The organism is Pseudomonas petroselini, assembly GCF_045037875.1.
Classification (GTDB): Bacteria; Pseudomonadota; Gammaproteobacteria; order Pseudomonadales; family Pseudomonadaceae; genus Aquipseudomonas; species Aquipseudomonas petroselini.
Window position 1 is genome coordinate 1,999,574 of record NZ_CP173614.1, and the last position, 14,635, is coordinate 2,014,208.

Here is a 14,635-nt window from a genome sequence, read left to right on the forward strand (position 1 = left end):
TCGATGAGTCGTAAAGTTGCCTTGATTACCGGCGCCGCCAGCGGCATCGGCCAAGCCCTCGCCGTGGCCTATGCCCGCAACCGCGTGGCGGTGGTGGGCGGGTATTACCCGGCTGATCCCCATGACCCGCAGACCACCGTCAGCCTGGTGGAAGCCGCCGGCGGTGAATGCCTGATGCTGCCGTTGGACGTGGGCAATACCGCTTCGGTGGATGCGCTGGCCGAGCAAGCCATACAGCATTTTGGGCGACTGGATTACGCCGTGGCCAACGCGGGTTTGCTGCGTCGCGCACCGTTGCTGGAGATGACCGACGCGCTGTGGGACGAGATGCTCAATGTCGACCTCACGGGGGTGATGCGCACCTTTCGCGCGGCGACCCGGCATATGCATGCGGGCGGCGCGTTGGTGGCGATTTCATCGATTGCCGGTGGCGTGTACGGTTGGCAGGAACACAGCCATTACGCGGCGGCCAAGGCCGGTGTGCCGGGGTTGTGCCGGTCGCTGGCGGTGGAATTGGCACCGCTGGGTATCCGTTGCAATGCGGTGATCCCCGGGTTGATCGAGACGCCGCAGTCGCTGGATGCGAAGAACTCGCTGGGGCCGGAAGGCTTGGCAAAGGCGGCGCGGGCGATTCCGTTGGGCCGGGTAGGGCGGGCGGATGAAGTGGCATCGCTGGTGCAGTTCTTGACCAGTGAGGCGTCGAGCTATTTGACCGGGCAGAGCATCGTTATCGACGGTGGGCTGACCGTGCGTTGGCCTGACTGATTTACCCGATCCAAATGTGGGAGGGGGCTTGCCCCCGATGACAGTGTGTCAGCCAGTTTATCTGTAGCTGACACTCTGCAATCGAGGGCAAGCCCCCTCCCACATTGGAACTGTGTTTTCTGAAGGAGATGTGTGTATGCCTCAACTTCTTAACCGCCGCGCCGTCATCACCGGCGCCGGCAGCGGCATCGGTGCCGCCATCGCCCGTGCCTACGCCGCTGAAGGCGCGCGGCTGGTGCTGGCCGACCGCAACGCCGCCAGCCTCGCCGAAACCGCGATCACCTGCCGCAACCTCGGCGCCGAGGTGTTCGAATGCCTGGCCGACGTGGGCAGCGTCGAAGGCGCCCAGGCCAGTGTCGACCGTTGCGTCGAACAGTTCGGCGGTATCGATATCCTGGTCAACAACGCGGGCATGCTTACCCAGGCGCGCTGCGTCGACCTGTCCATCGACATGTGGAACGACATGCTGCGCGTCGACCTCACCAGCGTCTTCGTCGCCAGCCAGCGCGCCTTGCCGCACATGCTCGCGCAGCGCTGGGGGCGGATCATCAACGTGGCCTCGCAACTGGGGATCAAAGGCGGCGCCGAACTGACTCACTACGCCGCCGCCAAGGCCGGTGTGATCGGCTTTACCAAGTCCCTGGCCCTGGAAGTGGCCAAGGACAACGTGCTGGTCAACGCCATCGCCCCCGGCCCGATCGAGACGCCGTTGGTGGGTGGCATCAGCGAAGACTGGAAGCGCGCCAAGGCCAAGGAGCTGCCCCTGGGCCGCTTCGGCCTGGCGGACGAAGTGGCACCGGTTGCAGTGCTGCTGGCCAGCGAGCCGGGGGGCAACCTGTTTGTGGGCCAGACCCTGGGCCCGAACTCCGGCGACGTCATGCCATGACGGAGGTGTAGCGATGTGCGGACTCTGCGGATTGCTCGGCGAAGACCTGCACTGGAGCGACCCCCTGGGCGACGAACTGCCCCGACGCCGCGAACGCCTGCGCCGGATTGCGGCGATCAACCAAGTGCTGGCGGTGTTCCGGCTCAAGGTCGAAGACTTCCAGGGCGCGTCCTACCTGCTGTTGGGCGCCACCGGTAAACAGGCACTCGCCCATGGCCTGGATCAACTTTGGCAGGCCGCCGAGACCCTGCTCGGCCGCCCGTTGGATCCTCTCGATCCGATACTGCTCGACCATCTTGAACGCTGAACCCGCCCTCTGTGGCGAGGGAGCTTGCTCCCGTTGGAGCGCGAAGCGCTCCGGTTTTCTGGGGGCTGCTGCGCAGCCCAACGGGAGCAAGCTCCCTCGCCACAATGGACGGTTTGGAAACGACTATGAGCATTGCCCTTAATGTCATCACCGGCTTCCTCGGCAGCGGCAAGACCACTTTGCTCAAGCGCCTGCTGCAGGGCGAAAGCCTGGGCGACACCGCGCTTCTGATCAATGAATTCGGCGATGTCGGCATCGACCACCTGCTGGTGGAAGAAGTGGCGCCGGACACTGTACTGCTGCCCAGCGGCTGCGTGTGCTGCTCGATCCGTGGCGAGTTGAAAGACGCGCTGCTCGGCCTGTTGCAGCGCCGCGAGCGCGGTGAAATCCCGGCCTTTAAACGGGTGATCCTGGAGACCACTGGCCTGGCCGACCCGGCGCCGATCCTCGCCACCTTGAACAACGATGTGCAACTGCGCGGGCGTTTCCATATCGGCCTGGTGATCACCCTGGTCGACGCCTGCCACGCCACCCTGCAAGAACGCCTGCACCCGGAATGGCTGGCCCAGGTGGCCGCGGCGGACCGCTTGCTGCTGAGCAAGACCGATCTTGCGGGCGACTGCGCGGCACTGCGCGCGCACTTGCAGGCGCTGAATGCGGGTACGCCGATCCTGAATACCCACGACATCCACAGCGGCGACCAACTGTTGCTGGGTGAGGGCCTGCGCAGCGCCGAACCGGCGGTGGAAGTCAGTCGCTGGCAGCTGCATCGGACCACCACGGCTATCCACGGTAGCGCACAAGTGTGCAGCCTGACCTTCGACCAGCCGCTGGATTGGGTGGGGTTCGGGGTCTGGTTGTCGATGCTGTTAAGATGCCACGGCGAACGAATCCTCCGTGTCAAAGGGCTGCTCAACGTGAACGCCAGTAACGCCCCCATCGTCATTCATGGCGTGCAGCATTGCCTGCATGCGCCGGTCCATTTGCCTGCGTGGCCGGGCAGTGACCGCCAATCGCGGCTGGTGTTTATCTTGCGCGGCCTCGACCCCGCGCTGCTGCGGCGCTCGTTCGAGGCGTTCTCGCGGCGGTTCGCGGCATGATCACCCTTCGCGTCCTCGGCACCTCCGTCACCTTGCTCGAATGCCTGCGTGTACGCGCCGAACAGGAACTGGGCATTCGCCTGGTGTACCAGGTGCATGACGTCGAACAGGCCCAGCGTATCGCGGTGATGCAGCCCGAGAGCTATGACCTGTACGACCAGTGGTTCCACAACGTCGACTTCGTGTGGCCGGCCCGGGCGATCCAGCCCATCGACACCCGGCGCATTGCGCTGTGGCACGAGATCAATGACCTGCCCAAGCGCGGGCGCCTATCCCCCAATGACCGCCTGGGCAGCGGCAGTGTGCCGAGCGAGCGCCTGTTCGTGCAGCACGACGGCAGCCTCGGCAGCACTGTCACCGAGCGCATCAGCATGCTGCCGCTGACCCACAACGCCGACAGCTTCGCCTACCGCCCCGAGCGGCTGCCCGAAGGTTTTTGCCACGGCAACGAAAGCTGGGGCTGGCTCCTCGACCCCGCGTGGCGTGCGCGTACGGCCTTGCAAAGCGACGCCGCCATCGGCGCCCTGGATGCCGCACTGGCGGTGCAGGGCGCAGGGCTGGCGACGTTCAAGGACATCGGCAATATGAGCATCGAAGAGATCGACGTGCTTGCCGACATCCTCGTGCGCAAACAGAAAGAAGGACACTTCGCGGCGTTCTGGTCCGATGATGAAGAGGCCGCGCAATTGATGCTCAGCCCGAGTATCGATATCCAGAGCCTGTGGTCACCGACCTTGATGCGCCTGCATCGCGCGGGGGTGAAATACCGCCTGGCGGTGCCGAGCGAAGGGTATCGGGCGTGGTTTGGTGGCGTGTCGTTGTCGCGGCATGCCAAGGGGCCGGTGCTGGATGCGGCGTATGCGTATCTCAATTGGTGGCTGTCCGGTTGGCCCGGGGCGGTGATGGCGCGGCAGGGGTATTACATCGGCAACCCGGCGCGCAGTCGTGATCACCTGAGCAGTGCTGAGTGGGATTACTGGTATGCGGGTAAGCCGGCGCGGGAGGAATTGCTGGGGAGTGATGGGTTGCCGTTGATTGATATCGGTGAAATGCGTGATGGGGGGTCTTATGAGCAGCGGATGGGGCATATTGCGGTGTGGAATTCGGTGATGGATGAGCATAATTATTTGGTGCGGCGGTGGGGGGATTTTATGCGGGCTCGGGGTGGTTGACCGGGGACATAACCGTTGCTGCGGTAACGGCTAACCCGGCGTCCTGCCGGGTTCTTACTGTCGATCTCGGTTAAATGTGGGAGGGGGCTTGCTCCCGATTGCGGTGTGTCAGCTAATACATCTGCAACTGCCCCACTGCTATCGGGGGCAAGCCCCCTCCCACAGTTTGATCTCCATGTATCTGGTGCTTACTTTTGGGATCTTCCAGAAGTGAGTCTCAAACCCCCAAAAAATCAGCCAACCCTCTGTCGCCAATAAACTGGCACCAATATCCCTGTTTTTATTGGGTGCACTTACCCAAACTCCCAGCTAATCTCCTCACACCCAACACTCAAACAAAATAGATGTTTTTTTGACGCCAGGTCAGCGGTCGCAAGGAACGCACATGACAAAGGGACGCCGTGGCAGAGAGAGGCGAACGCTGCCAGAGGGCACTGCGATGAGGTGGCGCCACACGTTCCAAACCCGTATCGCGGGGGTGCTCGCGCTATTGCTGCTGGTCGTCGTCGCCGCTACCTACTTCGCCGTAAAGACCGCAACCTCCCGCGCCGTGGAAAACCAGGCGCAAGTCCAATTGAAAACCGGCAGCCAAGTGTTCGAGCGCCTGCTCGACCTGCGTGGGCGTCGCCTGCAATACGGCCTGGACTGGCTGACCGCCGATCTCCCCTTCAAACGGGCTGTGGCCGAAGGCAAGACCGTGCCGATTCTCGCCGCCCTGCGTCGCCACGGTACCGGTATCCGCTCCAGCGAAGTGTTTGTATTGGGCCTGGACGGCAAGGTCATGGTCAGCACCTTGCCGATCCTCACGCGTGGGCAGTTTTTCCCCTATGACGACGCCCTGCGCCACGCGCGGCGCACGGGGCTGCAGATGCTGATTGTGGCGATGGATAGCCGGCCTTATTTGCTGGTGCAGGATGAAGTGCTCGACCCACTGCCCGTCGCCCGCATCGTCATGGGCTTTCCCATGGACACACTGTTCGCTAACGAACTGCGCTCCATGAGCAACCTGGAGGTGTCGTTCCTCAGCGTGCAAAACGGCAAGCCCGGACCGCTGTTCAGTACGCAGCCGGACGCTTACCACGCCACCACCCTTAGCCTGCTGCGCGAGGGGCACATCAGCCCTGAACCGAAGATCCACCTGTTTTATGGCCGGCGCGTGCTCAGCCAAGTGTTGCCGCTGGCCAACACCGGCGATGGCAACGAAGTGCGCGTGTTGCTGCAAAGCCCGCTTGACCATGCCCTGGAGTCCTTCGCGCCGCTGGACCGGCAGTTCCTCGGGATCGCCCTGGCGGTGCTGCTGGTGTCGTTGGCCGGGGCGTTGTTTTTGGCGCGACGGGTGTCGCGCCCGCTCAATGCCCTGGTGCAGGCGGCCGGGCGGATTGGCGCCGGTGACTATCGCACGCCGGTGCGGGTGCGCAGCCACGATGAGTTCGGGCTGTTGGCCCGTGCCTTCAATGCCATGCAAAGCGGCATCGCCACGCGCGAGCGGCAATTGGCGCACAACGCGCTGCACGACCCGCTCACCGGCCTGCCCAATCGCGCGCTGGCCATGGAGCGACTGGGCAGCGCGATCAGTGCGCGTCGGCCGGTGGTGTTGCTGTACCTGGGAATCGAAAACTACCGGGTGATCAACGAAGGTTTCGGCCCTCAGGGCGTGGAAGAAATGCTGCGCGAAGCCAGCCGCTGCCTGTCCATGAGCCTGTTGGCCAGTGACACGGCGGCACGTATTGCCGGCAGCGAGTTCCTGCTGTTGCTGGAAAACACCGAGGTCGACCGCGCCGTGGCCCGTGCCGACCGCCTCTACGCACTGCTCACCGAGCCCCAGCGTATCGGCAACGACGAGCTGCGCCACGAAGTGAGCATCGGCATCGCCGCCTACCCAGCCGATGGCCAGCACGTGGAAGAGTTGATCAGCCGCGCCGCCATCGCCCGCCATGACGCCGCGAGCCTGCCGGGGCATTTGCAGATCTACCAGCAGGACCGCGACTTGGCCCATCAGCGCCAGATCACGCTTATCCGTGACCTGCGGCGTGCGGTCATCGAGGGTGAGTTGTTCCTGTGCTACCAGCCCAAACTCGACCTCAAGCACGGGCATGTGCGCCAGGCCGAAGCCTTGTTGCGCTGGCAGCATCCGATCCTGGGCCAGGTGTCCCCGGACGAATTCATCCCTCTGGCCGAACGCACCGGCAGCATGAGTAGCCTGACCCTGTGGGTGATTGAAGAAGCCATCCGCCAGATCGCCGAGTGGGCGCAGCGCGGCATGCTGATCCAGCTCTCGGTGAATATTTCGGTGGATGATCTGGCCGATGATGAGCTGGCGATCCGCGTCACCGCCTTGTTGATGCAGTACCAGGTGGGGGCCGAGCAACTGATCTTCGAGATCACCGAAAGCGCGATCATGCACAACCCGCAACAGGCGCTCAGCGTGTTGGAGCAACTGCGCGGCTGTGGCATCAGCCTGTCGGTGGATGACTTCGGCACCGGCTATTCGTCGCTCGCGCAATTGCAGCGTTTGCCGGTGCAAGAGTTGAAAATCGACCAGTCCTTCGTGCGCAACCTCAACAGCACCAGTGGCGACGGAGTGATCGTGCGCTCGACCATCGAAATGAGCCACAACCTGGGGCTCAAGGTGGTGGCCGAAGGTGTGGAGTTCGAGCCCAGCCTCAAGCTGCTCAAGCTGTGGAATTGCGACACCGCACAGGGCTACCTCATCAGCCGGCCATTGAACGCGATGGCGTTCGAGCGTTGGATGCGCCGCGAGCGGGCGCCCATCTAAATAGTCATTCCCGTCGACTACAGATTTTTAGAGCAGGGTCGATAACCTCTACAGAGCTTGACCGATTGCATAGGTTTTCGCCGACCAGCGGTCATGTGTTCCTGCAAGTTGAATGATGGCAGTTAGCCTTATTTGCGTCATCATGCCTGCAGTGCAACGCTTCTGTGCCAAGGCTGGCCGCTCTTTTAGCCCATTTTCTGCGGATCGACCATGGCTCGGATTTTCCACCTGTTATCCCGTGCGGCGCTGTTGCTGGCCGCGGCCGGCCCCGCGTCGGCGGCGACGCTCGAGGTGGCGGCTTACCAGGCCGACGGCCGCCCTGTTGCCGATGCCGTGGTGACCCTCCGAGGCCCGGCCGATGCACCGCAGGGTGTGCTCAAGGCCGATATGGACCAGCGCGGTCAACGCTTCGCGCCCCATGTGCTGGCGGTGCATACCGGCACGCAGGTGCGCTTCCCCAATAGCGACAATATTCGTCATCAGGTCTATTCGTTCTCCGCTGCCAAGCGCTTTGAGCTGCGTCTTTACGAAGGCACGCCTACCGACCCACTGCTGTTCGATAAACCCGGTGTGGTGGTGCTGGGCTGCAACATTCATGACTGGATGCTCGGCTATATCTACGTGACCGACGACCCTCGTTTCGGCGTCAGCGATGCCCAGGGCCGGGTGCACCTGGCACAACTGCCGGCCGGCGACTACCACCTCACCCTATGGCATCCGCAACTGGCGGATAGGCAGCCGCTGGATGGCGGCACCTTGCACATCCCCGCGACCGGCCTCAGCCACCGCGTTGTGTTGAGCCTGGAACCTGCGCCTGCGGACTTGCCGCCGGCACCCAGCGCCTTTGGCGATGCCTTCAATCGAGCCGCCCATGAAACTGCGCAATAGTTTCCAGGCGCGGGTCGCCAGTGTGCTGATCCTGCTGTCGCTGGTGGTGATCGGCGCGTTGTATTTCAGCGTCAAGGCCGCGACCCGCTCGGCGGTACGCGGTCAGGCCCTGGCGCAGTTGGACGTGGGGACGCGGGTGTTCGAACGCTTGCTCGACGCGCGGAGCCGACGCCTGGCCGATGGCGTGCAGTTGTTGGCGGCCGACTTCGGCTTTCGCGACGCTGTCGCCAGTGGCGATTCAGCGACGATGCGTTCGGTGCTGCTCAACCACGGCAAGCGTATCAACGCCAATGACATGATCCTGCTGGGCATGGACGGCAACGTCCTGGCCAGCACCGTGGAGGAAGTCCCCGAAGGCTCGACCTTTCGCTACGACCAGGCCCTGCGGGAAGCTCGGCGCAATCGCCAGGCCACGCTGATAGTCCCGTTGCAAGGCGAACCGCACCTGTTGGTGGAGGCTTCGGTGTTGGCACCGTTGCCGATTGCACGGGTGGTGATGGGGTTCAGCATGGACGGTGCGTTCGCCGATGAGTTGCGTTCATTGAGCAACCTGGAAGTCTCATTTCTGGCGATTGATCGTGGCCGTCCTGGCGAGCTGGTCAGCACCCAGCCGCAGGTACTGCGCGCGAGTATCAGCGCGCTGATGCAGGGCGATTCGACGCGCCGTGGCGTGTCCACCACCGATCACCTTGAGCACCGTTTCCTCAACCAGTCGCTGGTCCTGGCCAGTGATGAAAACGGTAAAGTGCTGGCCCTGCTGCAAAGCCCGCTGGACGCGGCGATGCAGGCGTTTGTACCGCTGGATGAAAAGATCCTCGGCATTGCCCTGGTCGCGCTGATCGCTTCGCTGATCGGTGCGTTGCTGCTGGCCCGCACGGTATCGCGCCCGGTGCAGGCGCTGGCGCTGGCGGCCGAGCGTATCGGCAGTGGCGACTACCAGACCCCGGTCGTGCTGGCGCGCAGTGATGAACTGGGGCGCCTGGCCCTTGCGGTCAACGCCATGCAGAGTGGCATTGCCGAGCGCGAACAACAGCTGGCGCATAACGCCCTGCATGATCGCCTTACCGGCCTGCCGAACCGTGCGCTGGCCATGGAGCGCCTGGGCAGTGCAATTGCGCTGCAGCGACCGATGGCGTTGATCTACCTGGGTATCGACAACCTGCGCGTCGCCAGCGAAGCCATCGGGCCGCAAGCCGTGGACCAATTACTCTTGACGGTGAGCCAGCGCCTGCAAGCGGCGTTGCGCCCCGGCGATACCCTGGCGCACCTGATCGCCGATGAATTCCTGCTGCTGCTCGAAGGCGCGGGCAGCGACGAAGCTGTGGGCATGGCCGACAAACTGCAACAACTGTTGCTGCGTCCCCAGCGCATCAATGGCCATGATCTGGCCTTGGACTGCCGCCTGGGCATCGCGGCGTACCCGGCCGATGGCGCAAGCCCCATTACTTTGCTGGAGCGGGCGGCGATTGCCATGAAGGACGCCGCACAAATGCCCGGCCGCTTGCAGGTCTACGAGCAGGGGCGCGACCTGGTGCACCGCCGCCAGATCACCCTGATCCGCGACCTGCGCCACGCCCCCAACCTGGGCCAACTGCTGTTGCACTACCAACCCAAGCTGGACATCCGCCAAGGCCATGTGCGCCAGGCTGAAGCGCTGTTGCGCTGGCAGCACCCGCAATTCGGCATGGTCTCGCCGGCGGAATTCATCCCCTTGGCCGAGCGCTCGGGCAGCATCACGTTGCTGACTCAGTGGGTGATCGAGGAGGGCATCCGCCAGTTGTGCGAGTGGAACCGGCGCGGCCTGTCTCTGCAGTTGTCGCTGAACATCTCCGCGGACGACCTGCTTGGCGATGAACTGGCCCATCGGGTCTCGGCATTGCTGCGTCGCTATGGTTTGCCGGCGGAACAACTGCTGTTCGAAATCACCGAAAGCGCGGTGATGCGCGAGCCGGAAAAAGCCCTCAAGGTGCTCAACCTGCTGCGCGACTGCGGCATTGGCCTGTCGGTGGATGACTTTGGCACCGGCTATTCGTCATTGGCGCACCTCAAGCGCCTGCCGGTGCAAGAGTTGAAGATTGACCAGTCTTTTGTGCGCAACCTCGATGAAACCAGCGAAGACGCGGTGATCGTGCGCTCCACCATTGAGATGAGTCACAACCTGGGCCTCAAAGTCGTCGCCGAAGGCGTTGAATACGCCCACAGCCTGCGCCTGCTGGAGCGCTGGCAGTGCGACACGGCACAGGGTTACCTGATCAGCCGGCCCTTGAGTGCCGACGCCTTCGAAGCCTGGGTGGCCTTGCCCCTCAGTGCGCAAACTTCCCTGGTTCATTGAGTGGCATGACGGTGCGTGTTTCTTTTCTGATGGGTTGCCTTTGCGCGCTGACCCTGCAAACGGCGCTGGCCGATAATGGCCGCCTGATCGCGACCGGCGGCGCCAGCAGCATTGAAGGTGCGGCGGGGGGTGGTATCACACCGTGGGCCGTGCTGGCCGGGTATGGCGAACAGCACGAGTGGGGCGCCACGGCATTCGCCACCACGGTCAACCTTCCGGATTATCGCTTGGACGTGGCCGGTCTGGCGCTGGCCTATGACAACCGTGTCGAGCTGTCTTTCGCCCGCCAGCGCTTCGACCTCGGCACACTGGTGCACAGGCTCAACCTGCCCGAAGACAACCTCGGGCAGGACGTGCTGGGGCTCAAGGTACGGCTGTTCGGCGACGTGATCTACGACGCGCTGCCCCAGGTTTCGCTGGGGCTGGAATATAAGCACCAGACCCACTTCGATATCCCTAGCCTGGTGGGCGCCAAGCGCGACAGCGACGTCGAGGGCTATCTGGCCGCCAGCCGCTTGTTCATGGGCGCCGCGTTTGGTTACAACGTGCTGGTCAACGGCAGCCTGCGCTACAGCCGGGCCAATGAGACCGGCTTGCTTGGCTTTGGCGGTGACCGCCGCGACAGCCGCAGCCTGCTCAAGGAGGGCTCGCTGGCGCTGCTGCTCAACCCGCGGTGGGCGGTGGGCGTGGAGTACCGCGAGAAGCCCGACAACCTGTCGTTTGCCGGCGAAAGTGACTGGGCGGACGTGTTCGTCGGCTATTTCCCCAACAAGCATGTGTCGTTTGTATTGGCCTACGCACGCCTTGGCGAAATCGCCACGCTGGATAACCAGAATGGCACCTACCTGTCGGTGCAAGGGAGTTTCTGATGCGCGTGTTACCGCTATTCCTCGCGCTGTTGCTCAGTGCCTGCGCCCAGCAGCCGCCGAAGGATGACAGCCTCTATCGCGACCTCGGCGCCCTGCCGGGTATCACGCGTATCGTCGAAGGCATGTTGCTCAACATCGCCCGCGATGAACGCATCGTCGAGCGCTTCCGGCGCATTGATATCCAGCGCCTGCGCAACAAGCTGATCGAACAGTTTTGTATGGAGGCGGGTGGGCCGTGCACCTACACCGGCGACAGCATGGCCGAGAGCCACAAGGGCCAGAACGTGAGCCGCAGTGATTTCAATGCGTTGGTGGAAGACTTGATCAAGGCGATGGACAGCGAGGGGATTGCAGTGCCGGTACAGAATCGCCTGATTGCGCGGCTGTCGGTGATGCGCGGGGAAGTGATCGAACACTGATCGCAACTGTGGGAGGGGGCTTGTCCTAATGCCAGTCAGTTAAGAAGCAGCAAGAGCGAAAAGTAACCCGTGGCGAGGGAGCTTGATCCCGCTGGACTGCGCAGCAGTCCCAGTCTTTTGAAACAAAGAGCTGGGGCCGCTTCGCGACCCAGCGGGAGCAAGCTCCCTCGCCACAGGTACGGTGCTCACCTTTAACTGACTGGCATTAGGGCTTGTCCCCTCCCACAGTCTTGTTGTCGGTGTCGCTTAATCCGGCAGTTTGAACGCCATCACATAGTCACCCTGCTTGGTGCCCAGGGAGCCATGACCGCCGGCCATGACCAGCACGTACTGCTTGCCGTCCTTGCCGGTGTAGGTCATCGGTGTGGTTTGCGCGCCTGCAGGCAGGCGGCCTTCCCACAGTTGCTTGCCGTTTTTGACGTCGTAGGCACGCAGGTACTGGTCGAGGGTACCGCTGAGGAACGACACGCCACCGGCGGTGGTGAAGGTGCCGCCCAGGCTAGGTACGCCCATGGTCAGCGGGATTGGAACCGGCGAGCTATCACGCACGGTGCCGTTCTTGTGCATCCAGAGGGTCTTGTGGGTGGTCAGGTCGACCGCCGCCACATAGCCCCACGCCGGCGCCTGGCACGGCAGGCCCATTGGCGACAGCATGGCTTCGAGGATCACGCCGTACGGCGCGCCTTTGTTCGGCTGCACGCCTTCGGTTTCGCTGACGCGTGGGCCTTGCTTGGCGATCTCGGCGGCCGGGATCAGTTTCGATTTGAACGCCATGTAGCTTGGGTTCACGAAGGCAATCTGGCGAACCGGGTCGACGGAAATGCCACCCCAGTCGAACACGCCGAAGTTACCTGGGTAAACGATCGAGCCTTGCAGCGATGGCGGGGTGAAAGCACCGTCGTAGCGCATGGATTTGAAATCAATCCGGCACAGCATCTGGTCGAACGGCGTCACGCCCCACATGTCGCGCTCTTTGAGCGGCGGCGGCATGAAGTTCAGGTCGGACTTGGGTTGGGTCGGCGACGTGTGGTCGCCCGCGACCGCACCTTGCGGTACCGCCACTTCGTGGATCGGCACAACCGGTTGGCCGGTGGCGCGGTCCAGCACGTAGATGCTGCCTTGCTTGGTCGACGCCATCACCGCTTGCTTCACGCCTTCAGCGGTCTTGATGTCGATGAGCGAAGGCTGGCCGCCCACGTCCATGTCCCACAGGTCGTGGTGGGTGAACTGGAAGGTCCACTTCACGTGGCCGCTGTCGATGTCCAGGGCGGTCAGGCCGGCGCTGTATTTTTCCGAGTCTTCGGTACGGTTGCCGCCGTATTGGTCGGGCATCTGGTTGCCCATCGGCAGGTACAGCATGCCGAGTTTTTCATCCACGGCGAACATGGACCACATGTTAGGCGAGTTGCGGGTGTAGGTCTTGCCCTCGGCCAACGGCGTGGTGTCGTCCGGGTTGCCGCTGTCCCAGTTCCACACCAGCTTGCCGGTGTGCACGTCGAACGCGCGGATCACGCCGCTTGGCTCGTCGGTGGAAACGTTATCGGTGACGTGGCCGCCGATCACCACCAGGTTCTTGGTCACGGCCGGTGGCGATGTGGAGTAGTAACCGCCTGGGGCGAAGCTGCCGATGTTGGCACGCAGGTCGACCTGGCCTTTGTCGCCGAAGTCTTCGCACATCTTGCCGGTGTCGGCGTTGAGGGCGATCAGACGGGTGTCGGCAGTCGGTACGAAAATACGTTTCGGGCAGGCATTCGGTGCAGCGGCGGTGCTGGCGCTGCCGGTCGGGCTCTGCTCGGAAGCGTAGGCGGCGTCATCGTGATACGACACGCCACGGCAGGTCATGTGCGCCCAACCCTTGAAGTTCTCGGCACCCTGGCTGCTGATCTTCGGATCGAAGCGCCAGATTTCCTTGCCGGTGTCCGGGTCGAGTGCAATCACCTGGCTGTGCGGCGTGCACACGTAGAGCATGCCGTTGACTTTCAGCGGGGTGTTTTCTGCGGTGGTCTCGCCTGGATCATTCGGGCCAGGGATGTCACCGGTGCGGAAGGTCCACGCAGGTACCAGTTTGTGGGCGTTTTCCGGAGTGATCTGTGCCAGCGGCGAGTAGCGATCACCGTAGGCCGAACGGCCGTAGGAGTTCCAGTCGCCATCGGCCTGGGACGGCGCAGCGCTGGCCATGCCCGGCACCGCATCGCGGTCCAGTTGGCCTTTGATCTCACCGGGGTTGGTGAATTGGCTGGCGACGGCAGCCGCACCGGCCAGCACCACGGCCACGCTCAACGCGCCAGTGCCCAGCGGGGCAGGCTGGCCACGCAGCAACGGACGGCGAAACCACGGGAGCAGCATGACAATACCCAGGGCGAACAGCAGCGCCAGGCGCGGCACCAACTGCCACCAATCCAGGCCGACTTCCCACAAGGCCCACACGGTGCTGGCGAACAGCACCAGTGCGTACAGGCCCAACGCGGCGCGGCGGGTGGCCAGCAGCAGGACGCCGGTCAAGGTGATGCCGATACCGGCCAGCAGGTAGTACAGCGACCCACCGAGCATGCTCAGCTTGATACCCCCGGCCAACAAGGCCAGGCCCATAATCAGCAGCAAGACGCCTAGCAGCCTGGGCAGCAGGCGACTTGGGCTTGAGGCACCGTCAGTGCTCATAGTTGTGTTTCTCCGTTACGTTGGAATTATGTATCCCCGTGTGTCTTCACTGTAGATGACGATTCGGCACGGGCTTGGTTCAGCGTTAATTCGGTTTTTCCGGGGATAAACGGGGTTATCCACAGGCGGGCGATTTATCCCCAGGCGCAGAGGGGGGTAAGACAGCGCTGTCTTTGCAGGCGGGGAATGTCAGCAAGATGGGGTCGACCGGGGAGTGAAACGTTTCAGGTTATTGCCGGGAAGGATAAAGGCAGTGGGCGCCGAGAGAAAGCGCAAATCGCAAGATGCATCATTTCCGATTTGGTAACAGTGACTAAATGTCGCTGCAAAAAAAGGGGCAGGGCAGGGTAATGCCAGTCAGTTAAGGGCAAACACTGTACCTGTGGCGAGGGAGCTTGCTCCCGTTGGACTGCGCAGCAGTCCCAGTCTTTTGAAACAAAGAGCTGGGGCCGCTTCGCGGCCC

At 63.2% G+C, this 14,635-nt stretch carries 11 protein-coding genes; 10 read left to right on the forward strand and 1 reads right to left on the reverse strand.

Features of this window, described 5'->3' with window-relative positions:
- Positions 1–3: 3 nt before the first annotated feature.
- From ACI512_RS09345 to ACI512_RS09390, 10 genes are all read left to right on the forward strand, one after another.
- Positions 4–765, forward strand: a complete 762-nt coding sequence (locus ACI512_RS09345) for an SDR family NAD(P)-dependent oxidoreductase (protein WP_012722415.1) — start codon at positions 4–6, stop codon at positions 763–765.
- Positions 766–901: 136 nt separating this feature from the next.
- Positions 902–1,651, forward strand: coding sequence for an SDR family NAD(P)-dependent oxidoreductase (locus tag ACI512_RS09350; protein WP_236383292.1), 750 nt, complete (start codon positions 902–904; stop codon positions 1,649–1,651).
- A gap of 13 nt (positions 1,652–1,664) precedes the next feature.
- Positions 1,665–1,958, forward strand: a complete 294-nt coding sequence (locus tag ACI512_RS09355; RefSeq protein WP_043204842.1) for a hypothetical protein — start codon at positions 1,665–1,667, stop codon at positions 1,956–1,958.
- 125 nt (positions 1,959–2,083) lie between these two features.
- On the forward strand, positions 2,084–3,058 hold the full coding sequence (locus tag ACI512_RS09360; RefSeq protein ID WP_236383288.1) for a GTP-binding protein: 975 nt from the start codon (positions 2,084–2,086) through the stop codon (positions 3,056–3,058).
- Entirely contained in the window at positions 3,055–4,230 is a 1,176-nt protein-coding gene (locus ACI512_RS09365; RefSeq protein ID WP_012722419.1) for a PotD/PotF family extracellular solute-binding protein, read from the forward strand. Before ACI512_RS09360 ends, ACI512_RS09365 begins: the two co-directional genes overlap by 4 nt.
- A gap of 439 nt (positions 4,231–4,669) precedes the next feature.
- Positions 4,670–7,006, forward strand: coding sequence for a bifunctional diguanylate cyclase/phosphodiesterase (locus ACI512_RS09370; RefSeq protein WP_236381674.1), 2,337 nt, complete (start codon positions 4,670–4,672; stop codon positions 7,004–7,006).
- Between the two features lie 210 nt (positions 7,007–7,216).
- Positions 7,217–7,894, forward strand: a complete 678-nt coding sequence (locus ACI512_RS09375) for a methylamine utilization protein (protein ID WP_236381672.1) — start codon at positions 7,217–7,219, stop codon at positions 7,892–7,894.
- Positions 7,878–10,226, forward strand: a complete 2,349-nt coding sequence (locus ACI512_RS09380) for a bifunctional diguanylate cyclase/phosphodiesterase (RefSeq protein WP_236381670.1) — start codon at positions 7,878–7,880, stop codon at positions 10,224–10,226. The genes ACI512_RS09375 and ACI512_RS09380 overlap by 17 nt, the downstream gene beginning before the upstream one ends.
- A gap of 5 nt (positions 10,227–10,231) precedes the next feature.
- Positions 10,232–11,095 carry a DUF3034 family protein gene (locus ACI512_RS09385; RefSeq protein ID WP_043204846.1) on the forward strand — a complete coding sequence of 288 codons (864 nt, stop codon included), beginning with the start codon at positions 10,232–10,234 and terminating at the stop codon, positions 11,093–11,095.
- Positions 11,095–11,514, forward strand: a complete 420-nt coding sequence (locus ACI512_RS09390; protein ID WP_236381669.1) for a group 1 truncated hemoglobin — start codon at positions 11,095–11,097, stop codon at positions 11,512–11,514. Before ACI512_RS09385 ends, ACI512_RS09390 begins: the two co-directional genes overlap by 1 nt.
- A 246-nt stretch (positions 11,515–11,760) precedes the next feature.
- Here the strand turns inward: ACI512_RS09390 and ACI512_RS09395 are convergent, their stop codons facing one another.
- Positions 11,761–14,172, reverse strand: a complete 2,412-nt coding sequence (locus ACI512_RS09395; protein WP_236381667.1) for a glucose/quinate/shikimate family membrane-bound PQQ-dependent dehydrogenase — start codon at positions 14,170–14,172, stop codon at positions 11,761–11,763.
- Positions 14,173–14,635 lie beyond the last annotated feature (463 nt).

Coding starts and splice junctions, on each gene's coding strand:
- ACI512_RS09345 (WP_012722415.1), top strand. CDS start 4: ATGAGTCGTAAAGTTGCCTTGATTACCGGCGCCGCCAGCGGCATCGGC.
- ACI512_RS09350 (WP_236383292.1), top strand. CDS start 902: ATGCCTCAACTTCTTAACCGCCGCGCCGTCATCACCGGCGCCGGCAGC.
- ACI512_RS09355 (WP_043204842.1), top strand. CDS start 1,665: ATGTGCGGACTCTGCGGATTGCTCGGCGAAGACCTGCACTGGAGCGAC.
- ACI512_RS09360 (WP_236383288.1), top strand. CDS start 2,084: ATGAGCATTGCCCTTAATGTCATCACCGGCTTCCTCGGCAGCGGCAAG.
- ACI512_RS09365 (WP_012722419.1), top strand. CDS start 3,055: ATGATCACCCTTCGCGTCCTCGGCACCTCCGTCACCTTGCTCGAATGC.
- ACI512_RS09370 (WP_236381674.1), top strand. CDS start 4,670: ATGAGGTGGCGCCACACGTTCCAAACCCGTATCGCGGGGGTGCTCGCG.
- ACI512_RS09375 (WP_236381672.1), top strand. CDS start 7,217: ATGGCTCGGATTTTCCACCTGTTATCCCGTGCGGCGCTGTTGCTGGCC.
- ACI512_RS09380 (WP_236381670.1), top strand. CDS start 7,878: ATGAAACTGCGCAATAGTTTCCAGGCGCGGGTCGCCAGTGTGCTGATC.
- ACI512_RS09385 (WP_043204846.1), top strand. CDS start 10,232: ATGACGGTGCGTGTTTCTTTTCTGATGGGTTGCCTTTGCGCGCTGACC.
- ACI512_RS09390 (WP_236381669.1), top strand. CDS start 11,095: ATGCGCGTGTTACCGCTATTCCTCGCGCTGTTGCTCAGTGCCTGCGCC.
- ACI512_RS09395 (WP_236381667.1), bottom strand. CDS start 14,172: ATGAGCACTGACGGTGCCTCAAGCCCAAGTCGCCTGCTGCCCAGGCTG.